Source organism: Idiomarina sp. OT37-5b, from assembly GCF_002968395.1.
In the GTDB taxonomy this organism is placed as follows: Bacteria; Pseudomonadota; Gammaproteobacteria; order Enterobacterales; family Alteromonadaceae; genus Idiomarina; species Idiomarina aquatica.
In genome coordinates, this window is record NZ_CP027188.1 from 2,714,431 (window position 1) to 2,734,080 (window position 19,650).

General features: G+C 50.3%; 19 protein-coding genes. 6 read left to right on the forward strand and 13 right to left on the reverse strand.

What is annotated here, in order from left to right; genetic code table 11:
* Positions 1 to 2: 2 nt before the first annotated feature.
* Positions 3 to 1,349, forward strand: a complete 1,347-nt coding sequence (gene yfcC, locus C5610_RS12730) for a putative basic amino acid antiporter YfcC (protein WP_105307490.1) — start codon at positions 3 to 5, stop codon at positions 1,347 to 1,349.
* A gap of 42 nt (positions 1,350 to 1,391) precedes the next feature.
* Here yfcC and C5610_RS12735 read toward each other — a convergent pair whose 3' ends face one another.
* A complete protein-coding gene (locus C5610_RS12735; protein ID WP_105306620.1) occupies positions 1,392 to 2,924 on the reverse strand; it encodes an integrase catalytic domain-containing protein in 1,533 nt (510 codons plus the stop codon).
* Positions 2,925 to 3,131: 207 nt separating this feature from the next.
* Between C5610_RS12735 and iadA the strand changes: the two genes are divergently transcribed.
* The gene (iadA, locus tag C5610_RS12740; protein WP_105307491.1) at positions 3,132 to 4,304 is read left to right on the forward strand and encodes a beta-aspartyl-peptidase; all 1,173 of its coding nucleotides are present in this window, start codon (positions 3,132 to 3,134) and stop codon (positions 4,302 to 4,304) included.
* A 50-nt stretch (positions 4,305 to 4,354) separates the two neighbouring features.
* Positions 4,355 to 5,710, forward strand: coding sequence for a transporter substrate-binding domain-containing protein (locus C5610_RS12745; RefSeq protein WP_105307492.1), 1,356 nt, complete (start codon positions 4,355 to 4,357; stop codon positions 5,708 to 5,710).
* On the opposite strand, the gene trmL is transcribed toward C5610_RS12745, so the two are convergent.
* Positions 5,642 to 6,106, reverse strand: a complete 465-nt coding sequence (gene trmL, locus C5610_RS12750; RefSeq protein WP_105307493.1) for a tRNA (uridine(34)/cytosine(34)/5-carboxymethylaminomethyluridine(34)-2'-O)-methyltransferase TrmL — start codon at positions 6,104 to 6,106, stop codon at positions 5,642 to 5,644. The two genes, C5610_RS12745 and trmL, sit on opposite strands and share 69 nt — an antisense overlap.
* A gap of 78 nt (positions 6,107 to 6,184) precedes the next feature.
* Between trmL and C5610_RS12755 the strand changes: the two genes are divergently transcribed.
* Positions 6,185 to 7,099 (forward strand): cation diffusion facilitator family transporter, encoded by a 915-nt coding sequence (locus tag C5610_RS12755; protein WP_105307494.1) that lies wholly within the window; start codon positions 6,185 to 6,187, stop codon positions 7,097 to 7,099.
* Here the strand turns inward: C5610_RS12755 and C5610_RS12760 are convergent.
* The 6 genes from C5610_RS12760 to glnA all read right to left on the reverse strand — a co-directional run bounded on the left by C5610_RS12760 (position 7,086) and on the right by glnA (position 14,171).
* The gene (locus C5610_RS12760) at positions 7,086 to 8,063 is read right to left on the reverse strand and encodes an alpha/beta fold hydrolase (RefSeq protein ID WP_262339885.1); all 978 of its coding nucleotides are present in this window, start codon (positions 8,061 to 8,063) and stop codon (positions 7,086 to 7,088) included. The two genes, C5610_RS12755 and C5610_RS12760, sit on opposite strands and share 14 nt — an antisense overlap.
* A 28-nt stretch (positions 8,064 to 8,091) precedes the next feature.
* Positions 8,092 to 9,447 carry a sensor histidine kinase gene (locus C5610_RS12765; RefSeq protein WP_105307496.1) on the reverse strand — a complete coding sequence of 452 codons (1,356 nt, stop codon included), beginning with the start codon at positions 9,445 to 9,447 and terminating at the stop codon, positions 8,092 to 8,094.
* Positions 9,444 to 10,121 (reverse strand): response regulator transcription factor, encoded by a 678-nt coding sequence (locus C5610_RS12770; protein ID WP_105307497.1) that lies wholly within the window; start codon positions 10,119 to 10,121, stop codon positions 9,444 to 9,446. Before C5610_RS12770 ends, C5610_RS12765 begins: the two co-directional genes overlap by 4 nt.
* Positions 10,122 to 10,200: 79 nt before the next feature.
* Entirely contained in the window at positions 10,201 to 11,613 is a 1,413-nt protein-coding gene (gene ntrC, locus C5610_RS12775; RefSeq protein WP_105307498.1) for a nitrogen regulation protein NR(I), read from the reverse strand.
* Positions 11,597 to 12,679: a nitrogen regulation protein NR(II) gene (glnL, locus tag C5610_RS12780; protein WP_105307499.1), complete on the reverse strand. Its 1,083-nt coding sequence runs from the start codon at positions 12,677 to 12,679 to the stop codon at positions 11,597 to 11,599. Before glnL ends, ntrC begins: the two co-directional genes overlap by 17 nt.
* 82 nt (positions 12,680 to 12,761) lie before the next feature.
* The gene (gene glnA, locus C5610_RS12785; protein WP_105307500.1) at positions 12,762 to 14,171 is read right to left on the reverse strand and encodes a glutamate--ammonia ligase; all 1,410 of its coding nucleotides are present in this window, start codon (positions 14,169 to 14,171) and stop codon (positions 12,762 to 12,764) included.
* Positions 14,172 to 14,552: 381 nt separating this feature from the next.
* Here glnA and typA point away from each other — a divergent pair, with 381 nt between their 5' ends.
* Positions 14,553 to 16,391: a translational GTPase TypA gene (gene typA, locus C5610_RS12790; RefSeq protein WP_105307501.1), complete on the forward strand. Its 1,839-nt coding sequence runs from the start codon at positions 14,553 to 14,555 to the stop codon at positions 16,389 to 16,391.
* Positions 16,392 to 16,438: 47 nt separating this feature from the next.
* Here the strand turns inward: typA and trhA are convergent, their stop codons facing one another.
* Together trhA and C5610_RS12800 are read right to left on the reverse strand one after the other, a co-directional pair.
* Positions 16,439 to 17,104, reverse strand: a complete 666-nt coding sequence (gene trhA, locus C5610_RS12795; RefSeq protein WP_105307502.1) for a PAQR family membrane homeostasis protein TrhA — start codon at positions 17,102 to 17,104, stop codon at positions 16,439 to 16,441.
* Complete coding sequence (locus C5610_RS12800; protein ID WP_105307503.1) at positions 17,101 to 17,382, reverse strand: DUF3081 domain-containing protein; 282 nt, start codon at positions 17,380 to 17,382, stop codon at positions 17,101 to 17,103. Before C5610_RS12800 ends, trhA begins: the two co-directional genes overlap by 4 nt.
* A 195-nt stretch (positions 17,383 to 17,577) precedes the next feature.
* Between C5610_RS12800 and C5610_RS12805 the strand changes: the two genes are divergently transcribed.
* A complete protein-coding gene (locus C5610_RS12805) occupies positions 17,578 to 18,201 on the forward strand; it encodes a TetR family transcriptional regulator (protein WP_105307504.1) in 624 nt (207 codons plus the stop codon).
* A 2-nt stretch (positions 18,202 to 18,203) separates the two neighbouring features.
* On the opposite strand, the gene C5610_RS12810 is transcribed toward C5610_RS12805, so the two are convergent.
* The 3 genes from C5610_RS12810 to C5610_RS12820 are packed head-to-tail and all read right to left on the reverse strand — an operon-like array spanning position 18,204 to position 19,644.
* Positions 18,204 to 18,716, reverse strand: coding sequence for an NADPH-dependent FMN reductase (locus C5610_RS12810; RefSeq protein WP_105307832.1), 513 nt, complete (start codon positions 18,714 to 18,716; stop codon positions 18,204 to 18,206).
* 47 nt (positions 18,717 to 18,763) lie between these two features.
* The gene (locus C5610_RS12815) at positions 18,764 to 19,405 is read right to left on the reverse strand and encodes a DUF2959 domain-containing protein (protein WP_105307505.1); all 642 of its coding nucleotides are present in this window, start codon (positions 19,403 to 19,405) and stop codon (positions 18,764 to 18,766) included.
* Positions 19,402 to 19,644 carry a YqaE/Pmp3 family membrane protein gene (locus C5610_RS12820; RefSeq protein WP_105307506.1) on the reverse strand — a complete coding sequence of 81 codons (243 nt, stop codon included), beginning with the start codon at positions 19,642 to 19,644 and terminating at the stop codon, positions 19,402 to 19,404. The genes C5610_RS12815 and C5610_RS12820 overlap by 4 nt, the downstream gene beginning before the upstream one ends.
* Positions 19,645 to 19,650 lie beyond the last annotated feature (6 nt).

Here is a 19,650-nt window from a genome sequence, read left to right on the forward strand (position 1 = left end):
CGATGACAAATCATAACCAAAAGATGGCCATGCCCGATGCGCTGGTCATCTTATTCTTCGTTTCATTGTTCGCAGCACTAACCGCCTGGTTAGTGCCTGCGGGCGCTTTTACGGTACAAACCGTTGAGCAAGACAGTGCCAATGGCACAACCTCAAGAACCGTTATCGAACCCGGAAGTTTTCAATACGCCGACGAAGCATCCAGTGCACCACCGCTATTTGCCGAAGGTGGTGACATGGGCCTGGCTAATGTTGCCTTCGAAGGGTTGGTGTCCGGCACCAAATGGGGTTCTGCCATTGGCGTTATTGCCTTCATTCTTATCGTTGGTGGCTCCTTCGGTATCATTTTAAAAACACAGGCCATTGAGAATGGCGTATTGCGTCTGATTCAAAAAACGCAGGCCTTTGACCGCGCGTTTTTAGTCGCCATGTTTCTCTTATTTTCACTGGGTGGCGCCATTTTTGGCATGGGAGAAGAAGCCATCGCATTTTGCCTGGTGCTGTATCCGGTGATGCGATCGTTGGGCTATAACGCCGCCACGACGGTACTCATCACCTATGTTGCCACACAAATTGGCTTTGCTACGTCATGGATGAACCCATTCAGCGTCGCCATCGCTCAGGGCATCGCCGAAGTACCGCTGTTGTCCGGTGCTGCATACCGCGGTTTATTGTGGTTCTGCTTTACCTTGCTGGGATTGGTTTTTACGCTGCGGTACAGCGAACGAACCAAATCACAGGCGGCGAGAGGCCAGGCGGGAACCATCAACGCACGCTTTAGTGCCACCGACGGCAGTATTTTATTGGTGTTCTTGGTTGGCTTAATTTGGGTTATCTGGGGCGTAACCACCCGTGCCTATTACATTCCCGAAATTGCCGCACAATTTTTTGTTATTGGGATTATTGCCGGTCTCGTAGCCATAGTCGGTAAACGCTTGACAGCCAATGGTGTCGCTGACGCGTTTAATCAGGGCGCTAAAGACTTGTTGCCGGCGGCTCTAATCGTAGGCTTTGCTAAAGGGCTGGTTCTGCTGCTTGGCGGCGACGACCCGGCTACGCCATCAACACTAAATACCATTTTGCACCATACCAGTAGCGCCATCGGTGATTTTTCAGCCGCCAGCAGTGCGGTGTTGATGTTGGTCTTCCAGTCGGTATTTAATTTCTTTATTGCATCCGGTTCGGGTCAGGCGGCACTTACCATGCCGCTGATGGCACCGTTATCGGACCTCGTCGGTGTCAGTCGTCAAATCGCCGTACTGGCCTTTCAACTTGGTGATGGGCTGACTAATATTGTGATTCCAACGTCTGCTTCATTAATTGGCTGTCTCGGCGTATTGCCTCATTAAAAAATAACACTTTGCCAATCGTTCGGTTATTTCAGTCTAAAATCATTCTGCTTGCATTAATTCGGTTAGTTTAGACTGATAAGTCTGGTCACGTAAACGCAACGCTGAAATACGTCTTTGCAGGGTCCTAACTTGCCCCATATCGTGGCGGTCAGGATAACGAACTGAGAGCCATTCAATAATTTCAGGGGCTGTGCAGTGAGGCTCTAGTTGGAGTTTAAATTTTATATCATCCCAGGCGTGTTCAAACGGGTCTTTGCGAGTCCGCCAGGTTCTCGGAAGGCTCCGTTTGTCTTTTGGCTTTTCAAAACGAAAGTAATCGAGAACGTCTGACTCTGTGGGTGCTGTATGACTCTGATTCAGTTCAGCCGGCTTATCAGCATACTGCTCGGTTTTGGCTGTGCCGTTAATATTCCAGGCAAAGGTCATTAGGTTATTTTGCAACACTTTTAACTCAGACATTAACGTCACCGGATCGAGTTGTAAGTACATTGCGGTCAAATCATCTTTGACGCCTTGCTTTACGTGCGGACTATTTAAAATACGTTGGTAAGGGGTCAATGCTTTGTCATACTGTTTCGCCACTTTGGCACCGGTACGTGTTTTTTTAAGTAGCTTTACTGACGGCTGAAAGAAGTTTACGTATTTCCGTAACACACGATAGAACTTCGCGAGAGCTGCCCACGCTTTAGGGCCCTCGAAGCGGTCGTAACCGACTAAGCGCCGAACAACAGAGCCGTTTTTCTCTTCTACAAAAGCCTGGTCATTCTTTTTATAAGCCCGTGAACGAGTAAATGTGATTTTGTTTGACTCACAGTAATCCAAAACTTCGTAATTAATAAATTCTGAGCCGCCGTCTGTATCAAGTCCCAACAACGGAAACGGCATAAGAGAGCGAGCAACGCTAACGCCGTTGATGACATCCGCCGCACTTTTTCTTAACAACGGCATGCATTCAAGCCAACCGGTGCTTACGTCTACCATCACTAGCGAGTTAAGAAACGTGCCATTTGCATCATCTCCACAATGGGCAACTAAATCAACTTCATAAAACCCGGGTACTATGTCATTCCAGTCAGCGAAAGTTCGCACCTGAATTTTACTCTTTAAAAGGGCTCCTGCTTTGGTTTGGCTCAGTCCCTGAACTTGTCGAGAGCGTTCAGGTTGAAGTATTCGATCAACAGTGGCAGCGCTCACTGTCATAAGTTTTTTTCGTATGTCGTCTGATATTCGCAAGTGGCCGTGTCGCTCCATCGCCGCAACCAAATCAGGTATAAAAGGAACAAAGCGCTTTGAGCACACTTGATTCGCGGTATTCCAGACTTTAATGAGCACGTGGCGAAACTGATCATCATAAACCTGAGCCCCGGGTCGGGATTTAGGTTTTAGCGATACGATGTCGATTGGTGAACTCTTTTTGCACAATAGAACGAGCGCATATTTTCTGTCGTAACCGGTTGCCGCCACAAAGCCATCGAGGATCTTGGTTTTTTCTGGGCGTTTTGCTGCTAAGTACCGCTGCCGGATGCTTAATAACATTTCGCGGCGAGCGGCAAGGCTCATAGTAGTCGTCATAAATCACCTAATATCATTCCCGTAAAGTTTGATTTTAGATGAGGCAACCGAGCTTGCTAGGTTTGATTCTTAGTGAGTCAATGCGTCGGCGCCGTCAAATTAGGCTGGGGTGACTGGCTGAAAGTGATTTGGCGCTTCCAGCTTATGCTCATGTTAATGTCTGTCGCCGCCATCGTTATCGCTGTACTGATAGGATTTAAGTAGTTTATGTTAACACTGATTAAAAACGCCCGTGTTTTTTCACCCGCCGATCAGGGCCTAAACGATGTTTTGATGGCCAACGGTAGTATTGCCGCTATCGCACCTGAGCTGACCTTAACCGGTTCCGGCGTTGACGTCGAAACGATAGATGCAGAAGCACGCTGGCTGGTGCCGGGCTTTGTTGACCCGCTCGCTCACTTTAACGGTGGCGGTGGCGAGGGTGGTTTTCACACTCGCACGCCGGTTATGCCAATTACCGACGCCATTGAGGCTGGTATCGCAACCATGGTATCCGGGCTTGGCACCGATGCGTCGACCCGCACCTTAGAAGATATGCTGGCGAACGCCCATGGTTTGTCCAACCTGGGCTTAACCACCTATTGCTATACCGGCAGCTACCAGTATCCGGTCGTGACCGTGACCGGCAGCATTCGCAATGACCTTATCCTGATCGATAAGATGATAGGCATTGGTGAACTGGCGATCGCTGACAAGCGCGGCTCACAGCTTACTGCTGCCGAACTCGCCCGGGTCGCCAGTGAAGCAAAAGTTGGTGGTTTGCTGAGCGGGAAAGCCGGCGTTACCTTTTTGCATGTCGGCGACGAACAAAGCCAACTCTCTCTTATCGAGCAGGTAACGCAGGACTTCGACGTTGACGTTAATCAGTTCTATCCAACTCACATTAATCGCCACACCGGGCTTGTGCAGCAGGGAGCTCACCTTGCCAAGCAAGGTATGATGCTCGACCTTACCTGCTCGACGACACCCGAGCTTGTCGCTGAAGGGGAGATCCCGGCCGCTAAATGCGTCGCGAAACTGCTTGATCTTGGTGTCGCTGTCTCACAGATCAGCATCAGTACCGACGCCAATGCCAGCCTGCCGGACTTTGACGCCCATGGACAATTACGAGGGTTAAAGGTTGGTCGCGCCGTCAGTCTGCTAGAAACCGTACAGGAATGTCTGCGTGACGACATTCCACCGGCAACGGTTTTTGCTGTGGCGGCCAGCAATGCGGCTAAGCGGCTTAAGTTAGACCACAAGGGAACCATTGAAATCGGTGCTGATGCCGACCTCAACTTGCTGTGCCCGGACAGCTTCACACTCACCGATGTCTGGTACCGGGGTCGTAGGATGATGAATAATGGCGAAATTTTGCAACGTGGATATTTTCAGCCGTAAACTGGTATACTGACTCGGTCTTATTCTGTCATCCAAAGACCCGTTGTTGTATGAAATTTATTGTTTTACTTGCATTGTTGAGCACCCTGCTATCGGTGTTCTCTGCCGGAGCTCAACAATCACTGACTTTTCGCGAGCCTACCCCCGGGCCGATGGTGAATTATGTCACTGCGGTACTGGAAGAGGCGTACGCCGATTTAGGGGTAGAGCTTAACTATCAGCCTCTGCCTCGTTTGCGTGCGGAACAACTCGCAGATAGCGGTGAAATTGCGGGTGAACTTGGCCGCCTGGCCAACTTAGAAGAACAACTGCCGTCGTTAAACCGGGTACCCTTTCGCTTGTACGAATTTTCCATTGTGCTTGTGGCGAAGCGCAGCGAGTGTGGCCTGTGCACAATAAAAGCGATTGATAGCGTCGCCCACGTAAGCGGCATGCGAGCTGCCGAAAAAGTACTGGAGGATGCCGACTTTGACCGGCCGGTATTTCAACAAACGAAATTCGAGCAAGTCGCGAAACTGCTCAATTCAGGGCGCATCGATGCCGCGTTAATCGCCGATTTTCAATTACGCAACCTAACCTTGGAAAATCCCGGCGACTATGTGATTTACCGTTTACGAGATGAAGCCGGGTACCATTACCTGCATGACAGCTATAAACACTTGATTGAGCCGCTCTATCAGCGCCTCAGCGCAATGAAAGCATCTGGTCGATTGGCGGCGTTGAAAAAACAGTATCAATTGGAGCTACCTGATCAACTGCGCCCGATCGATATGCCAACGCAATTCGTCGCCGCCAGTTCCATTCAGCCGGGCCTGACCAATGCCGACGGCAGCGGCAGTTTATGGGAATTGATAAGCCAACTGCTGGCCAATGCCGTAGACGAGCTTGAAACCTCAGCCAGTAATTGGCCTCGCGCACGCAATTTGTTACTGGAGCAACGCGCGCACCTGCTGGTTGGTGTACAGAAGCATCAGTTCGAGGCTGATTTCATCTATTCTGAGCTGCCCATCGCAATGGACGACGCTTTATACCTGTTCACAACGGATGACACGGTCGAGCAAGAACTGCTCAGCGGCAACCAGGACCATACCGTTTGTTATTCGGGCAGTGACGTACAGCGCACATTTTTGCCCAAGCACGTGTCCTATTATAAAGCCAATGCGCCATTGGACTGCTTTGCTATGCTGGACTTAAATCGTGTCGATGGTGTTATCGACTATAAACACAACTTGCCTGACTGGACTGAAAAGCCATATCGGCGCGAGCGTCTGAGAGATCCCGTACCGCTGTACCTGGCATTTAATAACAATGAAATCGGGCAATTGCTAAAGGCGCACTTAGATCGCGCCCTCAAATCCCAACTGCCGCCAGGCCTCGTAGGCGAAAATCGCAACACAATTCGATAAGTTCAGGCTACGGCTGTTACCCGCCATAGGTAAGCGTAACCATTGTTGTTGATCAAAGGTCTGCAACACCTCCATCGGTAACCCGCGCGTTTCCGGTCCAAACAATAACACGTCGCCGGCTTGGTACTGCACGTCGGTGTAACGTGTCGAACCACGTGTTGTGCAAGCAAAGATGCGGCCATGTTCAACGTTTTCTAAAAACGCCGACCAATTCTTATGAATACTGACATTGGCCAGATCTCGATAATCGAGGCCGGCTCGACGTACTTTTTTTTCATCGAGTTCAAACCCCAGCGGCTCAATCAAATGCAGTTTCATATTGGTATTAGCTGCCAGCCGAATGGCGTTACCGGTATTCGGCGGAATTTCGGGTTCAAATAGGACTAAATGCAACATGATAATTTTATTAACAGCCTAAAGAGCGCTAGAATATCAAAATAACGCCCGCCGTACTCGCAACTTTTTGGCTGTAACGTGAAACCAGAAAAAAACTATCAAAACCAGTATTCTTTTTGGGTCAAGCTGGCCAGTACCGCGTCGGTTCTGGTTGCTTTTACGCTTATCGTCATGAAGCTACTGGCGTGGTTACAAACCGAGTCGGCCAGCATGCTGGCATCCATGACCGACTCGATTCTTGACAGTGGTGCATCCGTTTTCAGTTTTTTTGCCATTCGCTATGCCCTTCAGCCTGCGGATGAAGAGCATCGCTTTGGTCACGGCAAGGCCGAATCTTTAGCGGCACTGGCGCAGAGCGCGTTCATCTCCGGTTCAAGCATGCTGTTGATTTTTCACAGTGTCGAACAGCTCATTCAGGGTCCGCAATTGCCATCGATTGATCTCGGTATTTGGGTATCCGTTGTCGCGATTGCGTTGACGTTAGCGCTTATTACCATCCAAAGAATGGCAATAAAGCACACCGATTCACAGGCGGTTAAAGCGGATCACCTGCACTATCAGTCGGATATCCTGCTTAATGTCGCGGTGATTGTCGCGCTGTTGCTGAGCGGGTGGGGACTACTCTGGGCGGACAGCGTATTCGCTATCGGTATCGCCATCTATTTAATCATCGGCGCAATCCGCATTGGCTCGGAGGCTTTCAACTCACTGATGGACAGGGAATTGCCAGAGTCCACACAGCGTCAGATCGTCGACATCGTCACTGCCGTCGACGGGGTACTTGGCATTCACGGATTGCGAACACGCGAGGCGGGTCCAACCCGTTTTATTCAGTTACATATTGAGCTCGACAACCGCCTGTCCCTGCTTAAAGCCCATGCCATTTCTGATGTGGTCGAGGCAGAACTGATGAAGCACTTCCCTTATGCCGATATTATCGTGCATATGGATCCGGAGATTGTTGCCCAGGTCGAAGGCTCTACTCACCCGTAATGGTGAGTAACTTGTCGACCACGGGCTGACGGTAGGCATCCGCTTCCATCAACAGCTCATGCCGAGCGCCCGTAATGACGATTTTTTCCACCCGCGCATTCTGCTCGGCAAAACGATTTTGCCCTGCGGCTGAAACAACGGTATCGGCACCCGCCTGAAACAAGGTAACCGCGCAGCCGGTATCCATCGCACTCGCGGTCGTTTGCTCACAAGCCATCAAAGCCTGATGCAACCAGTTAAAGGTTGGTCCGCCAAGTTGCACCGTGGGCTGTTGTTCATACACTTCACGAAAAACGCGATAGCGATTACGGCTATGGGTCAAATCATTTTTTTCGAAACTGAGCGGGGCATAATCGCCCATACCAAAAAAGTACCAGGGTCTGTTAGGCATCAACGTGCTGTTCAACCAACTTCCCGCTGCCGCGATGGCTTTAGCAACCGCAACCGGAACCCCTGCGGTGTTGATGGAAAACATCGGCGAACTCAAAATCAGTTCATCAAATTGACCGGGATGGTCCTTTAAATAGAGGGTCGCAATGGCGCCGCCCATAGAGTGCGCCAATAGCCAGCGTTTTTGACTGCGCGGGAATACCGCGCTGAGCTGCGCTTCAAACTCTCCAAAGTCGTCAACGAAGTCGCGGAACCGGTGCACATGTCCCTGCTGTGGGTTAGCGCTCAAGCGCTGCGATTCGCCTTGTCCGCGGTGGTCGAGAACCGCGCAGGAAATGCCCGCCTGAGCCAGCTCCCAAACCAGTTCCTGATATTTCACGGTCGCTTCAATACGGCCTGGACTGATAACAATCAGCGGCGCCTGCTCACTGACTTTATAAAAACACCAGTGTAACTCGGTGTTATCAAAGCTGTTCAATGAGCGGTGCTCGACCCGCTGCCAGAAAGGCTTTACGGTATCCCGATAAAACGTTAGCCAGTCAGAATTGCCGTCATTTGGGCGGTTAATGATCACAAGTTGTCTCAGGTTTGTTACGAAAGCATCAATAGTGCGGCAATAGTAACACAACCTCAAGACCGCCTTCATCGCGATTGAAGGCCGACAATTCACCGCCTAACACGGCCGCCGCTCGTTGACTCAGGGCAAGACCCAGGCCGACACCGGATTTGTGGGTACGGGAGGGATCCCCTCGATAAAAGGGCTCAAACAGTTTTTCTAACAACTCCGGAGCAACTCCCTGACCGTGATCCCGAATAGCAATACGGTGCTGGTTACCGACGCTACGATAGTCCAGCTCAACCGGACCTTCTGTATAGTGCAACGCATTGCGCACCAGGTTCTCCAGAATCATGCGTAATAACTCAGGATCGGTTTGCAATATCGGCCAGTCGCCATCGTGCTGTTGCAGCCGCTGACCGAGCTCCGCGTTGGCATAATGAATGTCATCAACCAGCTGCGTAACCAACTCACCGACATGAACGTCCTCACGGTTTAAATTCACCAGACCATTTTCCAGCTTAGACAAGGACAGAATGCGCTCGATGATGGAGTTGAGGCGCTCAGTGTCCCGCCGCAATTGCTGCATGTGCCGATCATCAGCCGCGGCATCGGTTAAATCCAGCGCCACTTGCATGCGCGCCATGGGCGAGCGCAGCTCATGGGATACATCGCTCAGTAATCGCCGTTGAGCATCGCGGGAAGTGGCCAGATCTTTGGCTGTTTGTGCGAGCGAGCGTGCTAACTCACCAATCTCATCACGTCGCTGAGGTAGCTTCGCTAAATGGGGTTCCGCACTGCCCTCGGCAATTTCACGAGTCGCCGCACTCAGCCGCCGAATCGGTCGAATGAGCCAAATGCCCAGTAAAATCGCTATCACCAAACTGCCGCTCAGAATGGTCCAGGCGCGGGCGCGGGTGAGTTCACGTTCGGCTTTGGCTTGATCTTGCCACTCTTGGGCTTGTAGCGGTCTGGTTATCAATACCTTATTACCACCCAACTCAAACGGCCCAATTAACAGCCGGTCATCCAGCGGCATTTGCATGGTTTTGTCGTAGTTCAAAAAGCGTAACAGGGTTTGGCTGTAACGCTCCCCTAAAAAGTCATCCAGCATCAGTTTTTGCTGGCCACTCTCCAACACTCTGGCTGCCACACGATAATCCCCGGCCAGTAGCCGTCCTGGCTGCAAGCTTAAAAAGGTCGCGGGGTCTTCTAATAAGGGTTGCAGTGTGCGGCGAATGGGTTCCGCTACGGGTTTAGGCTCCGGCGCTGCACGATTCCAGACAGCAAGAAAATAACCGCTACTGGCGGTAAAAAAGAGGAGCGCCCAAAATAACAGTAAAAGCCGCCAAGTGAGCGAGTGATACCAGCGGCTTTTCGGCCGTTTACGGGCTTCATTCATACTTGTGTCGTAAGGCGGTAACCGCGACCACGTACCGTTTGAATGCGCTCAGGTTTGCTTGGTAATTTCTTACGAATATTACTGATGTGCACATCAAGGCTACGGTCAAAAGGTCCCATTTTTCTTCCCAGTGCAGCGACTGACAGCTGATCTTTGCTGACCATTTGCCCTGCTTGTTGCATTAAGCAACGTAAAATATCAAATTCCGTGGGGGTAATCACCAACGACTGACCATCACAGCTGACTTCAGCTTTTGCCGGGTCCAGTTCAAAGCCACCGGCAACCAGCTTTTCAGCCTGCATCGTGGTGTTTGCGGTACGGCGCAATAACGCCCGCACACGAGCGATCAATTCCCGCGGATTGAACGGTTTAGGTAAATAATCATCGGCCCCCAACTCCAGCCCCATGACTCGATCGTCGTCATCGCCACGAGCTGTCAGCATCAGTACAGCCGTATCGCGGTGCTGCTGACGCAGGCGTTGTAACAATTGCATACCATCGATGCCCGGCAACATCACATCCAATAGAATCAACTCATAATCGCCATTTAACGCAGCATCAAGACCCTTTACGCCATCATCGACGACACTGAGCTCGACTGATTCGCGTTTGAATAGCTCCGTCAGCATCGCTGACATTTCGTGATCGTCATCAATCAGTAGTACAGAGTGCATGGTTAGCCTTTTGGTTTAGAAAACATCGCTCTTATCTTCTACAAAGCTCGGCGTAAGAGCGATGCCTTTTACAAAAGATTTACGTTAATAATAGCTTCATTTTGCGGGTTAGGGTATTTCGTCCCCAGCCCAGCCAGCGCGCCGCCTTTTGCTTATGTCCATCAAATTTTTGCAAGGCAAAAACCAACGCTTGACGCTCCAGCTCTTCGCTCATTTGATTTAACACATCGTGCTGGGTTGTCCGACGTTTGAGCTCCCTTTCAATACTGTCTGACCAACCATCTGAAGTGTTGACCACCGATTCGGGCTGGGGTTCCGAAACCACCGTAGCCGGCACCAAAATATCTTCCGGTAGCTCACTGCGTTGCACCGTCTGCCCCGGTGCCATGACCGTTAACCAGCGACAAACGTTTTCCAGTTGCCTGACGTTGCCCGGCCATTGGTAATCCATCAACGCCTGCATCGCATCCGCACTCAACACCTTAGCGCTGATATCGAGCTCCTGTGCCACGCTTTTTAAAAAATACTGAGTCAGTTGACGAATGTCGTCACCACGTTCTCTTAGCGCCGGTAATTTCAGTTGAATCACATTTAAGCGATGATAAAGATCTTCACGAAATTCGCCCCGTTGCACCGCCAACTTTAAGTCTTTATGCGTGGCCGCGATAACCCGCACGTCGACACTGACTGGCTGGTGCGCACCAACCGGATAGAACTGTCCTTCAGCCAACACCCTGAGCAGTCGGGTTTGCACGGTCAACGGCATATCACCGATTTCATCCAAAAATAAGGTGCCATGGTTGGCCTGCTCAAAACGCCCGGCGCGACGCTTATCCGCTCCGGTAAAAGCCCCTTTTTCATGCCCAAACAGCTCCGATTCAATCAATTCGTTTGGAATCGCCGCCATGTTCAGTGCGACAAACGGTTGCTTTGCCCGCGGGCTGTGCTGATGCAGCGCTCTGGCCACTAGCTCTTTGCCCGTTCCGGTTTCGCCGGTAATGAGTACACTGACACTGGATTTCGATAACCGCCCGATAACCCGGAACACATCCTGCATCACTGCCGAATCACCAATCAGTTGGGTCTCGGCAGTGGTTCCCGTATCGGCAATCGGCGTTGCGCGGGCATGTTGCAGTGCCTTCCGCGCCATCGCTAAAGCTTCATCAAGATCGAACGGTTTGGCCAAATACTCAAAAGCCCCACCTTGAAAAACGCTGACCGCGGTGTCTAAATCGGAGTGAGCCGTCATAATGACGATAGGTAGCTCAGGTAACTGTTTTTGCAAGCGACGCAATACCTCCAGCCCATCATCTCCGGGCATACGGATGTCGCTTAACAACACATCAGGTTGCTCCGTTTCCAGTGCCTGATACAACTCGCCCGCCTGTTCAAAGCAACGTACCTGAAACTCTGTTTCAGCAAAGGTTCGCTCCAATACCCAACGGATTGAAGCGTCATCATCCAACACCCAAAGCTTAGCGGTTTGTGCCATCGCCATGCTCCTCTAATTCTCGATAGGGCAAATAGATTTGAAACCGTGTCGCGCCGGCGTTGGATTCAAACTCGATTTTACCGCCATGCTGGTGCACTAGACTGTGTGCCAGCGACAATCCCAGACCGGTGCCGCCGGTACGACCGCTCACCATCGGGTAAAAAATTTGTGCTTGCAGTGACTCGGGGATACCGGGGCCATTGTCACTGATAGTAACCACCGCGCATTGCCGGTAACGCTGACCAAATAGGGTTAACTGATGCTCCACGCGGGTTTTTAAATGAATCTCGCCGTCACCATTCATCGCCTGCGCGGCGTTTTGGGCAATGTTCAGAAATACCTGCTCGAGGGAATCCGAGATGCCACACAACATCGGCAGCGAAGGGTCATAGTCACGCCGTAACTTAAGTGTCTCCTCGTATTCGTAGGACAGTGTTTGCGCAACACGCTCAAGCAGCTCATGCAAATTGACCGGCTGAGGTTGTTCCAGTCGCGCCGGCCCTAACAATCGGTCAATGAGGCTCCGCAAGCGATCCGATTGCGCAATAATTAAATCGGTATATTCGATAAGATCCGGTGCCGTCAGTTGTCTTGCCAACAGCTGTGCAGCGCCACGCAGCCCACCAAGGGGGTTCTTTATTTCATGCGCCATGCCACGCAACAGACTCTGAGTTGCAAAAAGTTGCTGACGCTGCGAATTTTCCCGTAAAATTTGCCGTTGCAGGTCAACTTGCCGCAGCTCTAACAGCAACTGAAGCTGTTCCGCCCCTGTCAATGCGATACATTGCACACTGACTTCTACCGTCACTTTCTGACCGGAGTGCAGCACGAATTCTGCTTCCGAGTTGACCACCGTTTGCTGATCAGTCAGGCAATCGTCGAGCTGTTCCATCGCTAATGTTGTCGACACATAACTACTGGCAAATGGTTCATTCACCAGCCGTCGGGCACTGTGATCAAGCAAAGACTCAGCCGCCGCATTGACGTACTGAATGTTCAATGAGTCATCCAACACGACCACCGCGGTCATTAGCGCATCCAGGATCTCGTGACTCTGTGGCGACATAAGCTGTCCTCAACTCAGTACTGCACCAAAATAGTGCACATTGATCGCTAAAAAAGGGAGGGCGAACCCTCCCCCAAAGCCTTTAGCAGCTGTAGTACATATCGAATTCAACCGGGTGGGTTGTCTTCTTAAGTGTTTCAACTTCGTTGTACTTCAGCCCAATATAAGCATCGATCATGTCATCATCCATGACACCGCCTTGTTTCAGGAAGTCACGGTCTTTATCCAGCGCTTCCAGTGCCATTTCCAACGAGTGACAAACGGTAGGAATATCACGTGCTTCTTCCGGCGGTAAGTTGTACAAGTCTTTGTCCATCGCATCGCCCGGGTGGATCTTGTTACGAATACCATCAAGGCCGGCCATTAACAGAGCGGTAAAGCATAGGTATGGGTTGGCACTTGGATCCGGGAAGCGGACTTCAATGCGGCGTGCTTTTGCACTTGAAACCAATGGAATACGAATCGACGCAGAGCGGTTACGCGCTGAGTAGGCCAGCATCACCGGTGCTTCAAAACCCGGAACCAAACGCTTGTACGAGTTCGTCGATGGGTTTGAGAACGCATTGATGGCACGAGCGTGCTTGATGATACCACCGATGTAATACAACGCGGTTTCACTCAGACCGGCATACTGGTCACCGGCAAACAGGTTTTCACCGTCTTTTTGCAACGACATATGAACGTGCATGCCTGAACCGTTATCACCGACTAACGGCTTTGGCATAAAGGTCGCTGTCATGCCGTATGAGTGCGCGACGTTGTGCACAACATACTTGTAAACCTGCAATTCGTCGGCTTTCTTGGTCAGTGAATTATACTGCGTCGCCACTTCATTCTGACCAGCGGTTGCCACTTCGTGGTGGTGTGCTTCAACCACCAGACCCATGTCTTCCATGACCAGACTCATGGTGCCACGGATATCGTGTGCCGAATCAACCGGAGGAACCGGGAAGTAACCGCCTTTGACGCCTGGACGGTGTGCCAGGTTACCTTCCGAATATTCACGGCCTGAGTTCCACTTCGCTTCTTCAGCATCAATTTTGTAGAACGAACCACTCATGTCGGTGTGGAAACGTACATCATTAAACAAGAAGAACTCAGGTTCCGGACCGAAGAACGCATTGTCAGCAAAGCCTGATGCTTGCAAGAACTCTTCCGCGCGTTTTGCGATGGAGCGTGGGTCGCGGCTGTAACCCTGCATGGTTTCTGGTTCAAGGATGTCGCAACGTACATTCAGCGTCATTTCATCAGTGAACGGATCAAGAACCATAGAGTCGGCGTCTGGCATCAACACCATGTCAGACTCATTAATGCCTTTCCAGCCGGCAATTGATGAACCATCGAACATCTTGCCTTCTTCGAAGAAATCATCGTCGATTTGCGACACCGGAATCGTTACGTGCTGTTCTTTACCTTTGGTATCGGTAAAACGCAGGTCGACGAACTTGACGTCATGCTCTTTTATGGCGTCGAAAATCTTGCTTGCTGACATGTTTTCCTCCAGCGGAATCAATGAATAAAAACAGAATAACTGTAGTTTGTATCTATACGTTTGACAGTATTGATCACTTTTGGCGTGATGTCTGTCATGATCTTTTCTAGCTTTTCCAGTTAGAGCAAGTTGCGTACCAAAAATGCATTTTCTTTAATATCAAACACTTACCATTAACAAGAATACCGCAACCGATTTTAATTGCACCATTATGGAACATTATAAACCAATTTGGTGCAAACCAGCTAATTTCTATTATGAATCTTTTGCGTAAAAAACGAACAAGGCCTTTTTAATTGCCAAGCAAACAGGTAGAATACGGCGCTCTTTTTTATCAACCCTCTGTCGGAGGGTTTACTCCGACAAACACAGGCTTTCTTAATGACAACTCAGGCATTTGATATCAATAAACTTCGCAACATTGCGATTATTGCGCACGTTGACCACGGTAAAACAACACTGGTCGACAAACTACTTCAACAATCAGGCACGTTAGAAAGTCGTGGTGAGCTCGAAGAGCGCATCATGGACTCCAACGACCTGGAAAAAGAACGCGGCATTACCATCCTGGCAAAAAACACCGCGATCAACTGGCAGGACTACCGAATTAACATTCTGGACACGCCAGGACACGCGGACTTCGGTGGTGAAGTAGAACGTGTATTATCAATGGCTGACTCTGTCCTTCTGTTGGTCGACGCGGTCGATGGTCCTATGCCGCAAACCCGCTTTGTAACGCAAAAAGCGTTCGAGCACGGCTTGAATCCGATTGTTGTTATCAACAAAATTGACCGTCCGGGCGCTCGTCCTGACTGGGTTATGGATCAGGTTTTCGATTTGTTTGACAACCTCGGCGCTACCGATGAGCAGTTGGACTTCCCGGTTGTTTACGCATCAGCATTAAACGGTTGGGCGACGCGGGAAGAAGAAACCGTCGGCACCGACATGACGCCGCTGTTCGAAACCATTGTTAACCAAGTGAGCCACCCTGACGCTGATCCAGACGGTGATTTGCAAATGCAGATCTCTCAGCTTGACTACTCAAGCTACGTTGGTGTTATTGGCATCGGTCGTGTGACACGCGGCAGCGTTAAAGTTAACCAGCAAGTCACCATTGTTGGTGCCGATGGTGAGAAACGTAACGGTAAGATCGGCCAAGTATTTAGCTACCTTGGCCTGGATCGTTTTGAAACCACATCGGCTCACGCGGGTGACATCTGCGCCATTACCGGTTTGGGTGAATTAAAAATCTCCGATACCGTTTGTGCGTTAGGTAAACCAGAAGCATTGAAGCCGCTGACCGTTGACGAGCCAACAGTGACCATGACCTTCCAGGTCAACACCTCACCGTTTGCCGGCAAAGAAGGTAAATTTGTGACCTCTCGTCAGATCCTTGAGCGTCTGCAGCAGGAGCTGGTCCACAACGTTGCGTTGCGCGTTGAAGAAACGGACAACCCGGATAAATTCCGCGTTTCTGGCCGTGGCGAATTGCACTTGGGTGTTTTGATCGAAAACATGCGTCGTGAAGGCTTTGAGCTGGCGGTATCGCGTCCGGAAGTTATCATCAAACACGAAGATGGCCAAAAGATGGAACCGTACGAGTCACTGACCGTCGACATCGAAGAACAGCACCAAGGTGCGGTGATGGAAAAACTTGGCTTGCGTAAAGCCGAGATGACCAACATGACTCCGGACGGTAAAGGTCGTGTGCGTATCGACTTTGAAGTACCAAGCCGCGGCTTGATCGGCTTCCAGACCGAGTTCATGACACTGACTTCAGGCACCGGTTTGATGTACCACACGTTTGATCATTATGGTCCGCACAAAGGTGGCACCATCGGCCAACGTGTAAACGGTGTTCTTATCTCGAACGCTCAGGGTAAAGCGTTGACCTACGCCTTGTTCAACCTGCAGGAGCGCGGCAAGCTGTTCGCTTCTCACGGTGACGAAGTGTATGAAGGCCAGATCATCGGTATTCATAACCGTTCGAACGATTTAACCGTTAACTGTTTGAAAGGTAAACAGCTGACGAACGTTCGTGCTTCAGGAACGGATGACGCTCAGGTATTGAGCCCACCCATTCGTTATACGCTGGAGCAGGCCCTGGAATTCATCAACGACGATGAATTGGTTGAAGTGACACCAGCTTCTATCCGTATCCGTAAGCGTGCATTAACTGAAAATGAACGTAAGCGTCTGAGCCGAGAGCCAAAGAGCTAAGCCTCTGAACGACCATAATTGATTGCCCGCCTCGTGCGGGCAATTTTTTATCCGCTCAGTGTCAGCAGGTCCGGCTGCGGTAATACGTAGTAAAAAATTGAGAAAAAGTGCAGCACACTGCCACCCAGCACAAACAAATGCCAGATGGCATGATGATAAGGTAGCGACTTCCAAACGTAGAAAACCACACCGAAGGTATAAGCCAATCCTCCCGCAAGCAGTAACAGCAGTCCCGCAGGAGCAACATTATCCAGCATCGGTTTGATGGCGACCAGTGCCATCCAGCCAAGACCAAGGTATAGCGTCAACGAGAGCCACTTAGGCGCCGTCTTAACAAACAACTCTATGGCCACCCCAATCAGGGCGATGCTCCAAATAACCGCCAGCAGGCTCCAGCCCCAGGCTCCGCGCAAATTAATCAGCAGGAACGGCGTATAGGTTCCGGCAATCAATAAGAAAATGGCTGCGTGATCCAGTTGTTGAAAATACCCTTTCAACTTCGGCCACGGGAACGCATGGTATAACGTCGAGGCCGTGTACAAAATGATCAGGCTGACACCGTAAATGCTAGCTGCAACGATATGCCAGGTATCACCATAGGCCCCTGCCCAGGTCAACATGACCACCAATGCAGCAATGCTGAGCACCGCGCCTACTCCGTGCGTCAGGGCGTGTGCGACTTCCTCCCAGGCGGTATAACGTTTTTTGCTCATCCTCGCTCCAGGCCGGGGGTCTCATAACCCTCTGAAATATTTTTCAAGGCGCGAATAAACTTGTCCAATTGGTCGCCTTTTTCATAATCCAGATGATACTTATTATGGAATTCTAGCCGTAATTTAACGCCATGCCCTTCCAAAAACACCGTGTAGCCATCGTGATCCGTAAAAGCAGTAATGCCGTCAAGAACATGTTTACCTTGCTTGGCCTCTCCGTGTTCGTGAATTTTCTCGTACGCATCGAGAATGAGTCGAAAATCAATTTCGTTTTTCATAAACACCTCCAGTGATTTAGACAACTGCTGTTATCATTACGTATTATCGGCACAGCTAGACTATCACGACAAGGCTTTTTGCTACTAATTTAACCACTTGCATCAATAGACAGCTTACGTGCGCTGGTGCATGATTAATCAATTTGCGGTATACTTAAGCATAGTCAATGCAAAGAAGCTGAGAAGGGCGCTACTGTGGTTAGACGTACGAAAGAAGATGCCATGGAGACGCGGGCGAAACTGCTGGATGCAGCCGAGTATCTGTTTGGTAAAAACGGGGTTTCCCGTACTTCTATGGCGCAAGTTGCGGAACAGGCGGGGGTCACCCGCGGTGCGATTTATCATCATTTCAGTAATAAACAGGATCTGATTGAGTCGCTGATGGATCGTGTCCGGTTACCGATCGATGAAATGCGCGAGCAAATCGCCGAGCTGGATAACTACGATGCACTGGAAGAAGTGCGCCAGCGCACCATTGAATTTCTTACCCGTATAAAAACCAATGACCGTGTCCAGGCGCTGGCCAGTATCCTGCTGCACAAATGCGAATACATCGACGAAGTGAATCCCATTAAGTTGCGCCATGTCAGCGGCAGAAACGAGTGCATTGGTGACTTCGAACAGTTGTTCCACAAAGCACAGCGCGATGGCCAGTTAAAAAACGGTATTGATTCACGTATGGCCGTTATTGGGCTTTTTTCAATGGTGGATGGATTAATTTATAACTGGCTACTGGACAGTGATTATTTTGATCTGGTCGATTACGGTGAGAAGGCCATCACCATTTACCTTGATGGCCTTAATCAATCAAGCAACTGAGATTAGTCGCCCTGCAGCAAAAAGTTTTTCAGAAAGGTTTCATCCATTTGCGCAATGCTGGCATCGCTGGCTTTCGGGCATAATGCAAAATTCGGGGCTGTCCAGGCCTGCACATTGCCGAGAATATCGCGCAAATGCATGAGTCCGCGGATACCGCCTAAACCTCCCGGCGATGCCGCCCCCAGTAGCACCTTTTTATTTTGCCACGGTTGGTTTTCCAGCCGTGATACCCAGTCAATGGCGTTTTTTACCAGAGGCGATACCGAAGAGTTGTACTCCGGGCTGATTAATACCACTTTTGACGCTGCGTGAATGTCTTTCGCCAACGCCTGCATGGATGCAGGTACCCCCTCTGCGTCTTCAAAGTCACCGTGATAAATCGGCGCATCCAACGCATCAGCGTCTAACAGCTTGTAACGGATACCAAATTTGTCAGCCACTTCGGCGATTCGATGTTTTAACTTGCCATTCAATGAGGCTTTGCGGCGACTTCCGCCAAGTAATAAAATCGACATGAACATTTCCTTATTGATGAGTCATCGTTCTACTTACTACGTAACAATCAACCGCCTGAGTTCATTGCCTCAATAAACTTGTCCGATTCCGCTATGGCAAGTTCCATCTCGTCAATCAAGTCACGAATATCGACCTGCAGATTATCAAATTCTCCGCGAATCGCAGTAATCGCCCGCGCGTTCAGATTATGTTTCAGATACAGCACATTATCCTGGAGTTTCGCCAGTACAGGATCCATCTTACTTGCGGCTCGCTCCATGGAGCGAATCAAGTCGGCATAACGGCGCTCAGTCTCTCGCAATTGGCGTTCGCTTTGACGACGCATTGAATCGTTAGAATACTGTTCGAGCTCGTCACTCCATTCGTCAAACAGATCCTGAGCAACGTCATCCACCTCAGCGATACGTTCACGAACTCGTTCTGCTGCTGCTTTACTCGACTCGTAATCATCGCTCAACGCATTATACTGCTGCTCCAGTTCTCCACCGTCGATTTTGAGCATTGCATCAAGCCGTTCCAGCGCTGATCGAAATTCTTCCTGCGCTTCACCTTGCGAATCTTTCGCGTCATCAACGCGATCAACCAAAATGTCACGTTTTTCGATGCCGAATTTCTCCATCGTCGAGTAGTATGCCGTTTGACATCCTGTCAACAGCATCACTCCGAACAACAGCGTCAGCCATTTCATTTTCGGTCTCCCCGTACCGCACGGACTAACCGTTCATCACGTTTATCCTGACGATAACCGTGCACAACAATGATGGCGTGGATAATGGCCAATATGTAAACCAGGCCAAACGCGCCAAAGGTGACAATAGCCAGGATAACGCCAACGGCAGCCAGGATCAGGTTAAAAATAAACTGAAAAATTTTACCGGTGAACAGCACCGCCAGTGGTGGTAGTAATACAGCCAGGATATAAAGCATAATGCG

Excerpts from the sequence above, each read along its gene's own strand:
- typA (WP_105307501.1), top strand. The coding sequence starts at position 14,553 with ATGACAACTCAGGCATTTGATATCAATAAACTTCGCAACATTGCGATT.
- ntrC (WP_105307498.1), bottom strand. The coding sequence starts at position 11,613 with ATGGCACAAACCGCTAAGCTTTGGGTGTTGGATGATGACGCTTCAATC.
- trmL (WP_105307493.1), bottom strand. The coding sequence starts at position 6,106 with ATGTTGCATTTAGTCCTATTTGAACCCGAAATTCCGCCGAATACCGGT.
- iadA (WP_105307491.1), top strand. The coding sequence starts at position 3,132 with ATGTTAACACTGATTAAAAACGCCCGTGTTTTTTCACCCGCCGATCAG.
- trhA (WP_105307502.1), bottom strand. The coding sequence starts at position 17,104 with ATGAGCAAAAAACGTTATACCGCCTGGGAGGAAGTCGCACACGCCCTG.
- C5610_RS12810 (WP_105307832.1), bottom strand. The coding sequence starts at position 18,716 with ATGTCGATTTTATTACTTGGCGGAAGTCGCCGCAAAGCCTCATTGAAT.
- C5610_RS12735 (WP_105306620.1), bottom strand. The coding sequence starts at position 2,924 with ATGACGACTACTATGAGCCTTGCCGCTCGCCGCGAAATGTTATTAAGC.
- yfcC (WP_105307490.1), top strand. The coding sequence starts at position 3 with ATGACAAATCATAACCAAAAGATGGCCATGCCCGATGCGCTGGTCATC.
- C5610_RS12745 (WP_105307492.1), top strand. The coding sequence starts at position 4,355 with ATGAAATTTATTGTTTTACTTGCATTGTTGAGCACCCTGCTATCGGTG.
- glnA (WP_105307500.1), bottom strand. The coding sequence starts at position 14,171 with ATGTCAGCAAGCAAGATTTTCGACGCCATAAAAGAGCATGACGTCAAG.
- C5610_RS12765 (WP_105307496.1), bottom strand. The coding sequence starts at position 9,447 with ATGAATGAAGCCCGTAAACGGCCGAAAAGCCGCTGGTATCACTCGCTC.
- glnL (WP_105307499.1), bottom strand. The coding sequence starts at position 12,679 with ATGTCGCCACAGAGTCACGAGATCCTGGATGCGCTAATGACCGCGGTG.
- C5610_RS12770 (WP_105307497.1), bottom strand. The coding sequence starts at position 10,121 with ATGCACTCTGTACTACTGATTGATGACGATCACGAAATGTCAGCGATG.
- C5610_RS12815 (WP_105307505.1), bottom strand. The coding sequence starts at position 19,405 with ATGAAATGGCTGACGCTGTTGTTCGGAGTGATGCTGTTGACAGGATGT.
- C5610_RS12800 (WP_105307503.1), bottom strand. The coding sequence starts at position 17,382 with ATGAAAAACGAAATTGATTTTCGACTCATTCTCGATGCGTACGAGAAA.
- C5610_RS12820 (WP_105307506.1), bottom strand. The coding sequence starts at position 19,644 with ATGCTTTATATCCTGGCTGTATTACTACCACCACTGGCGGTGCTGTTC.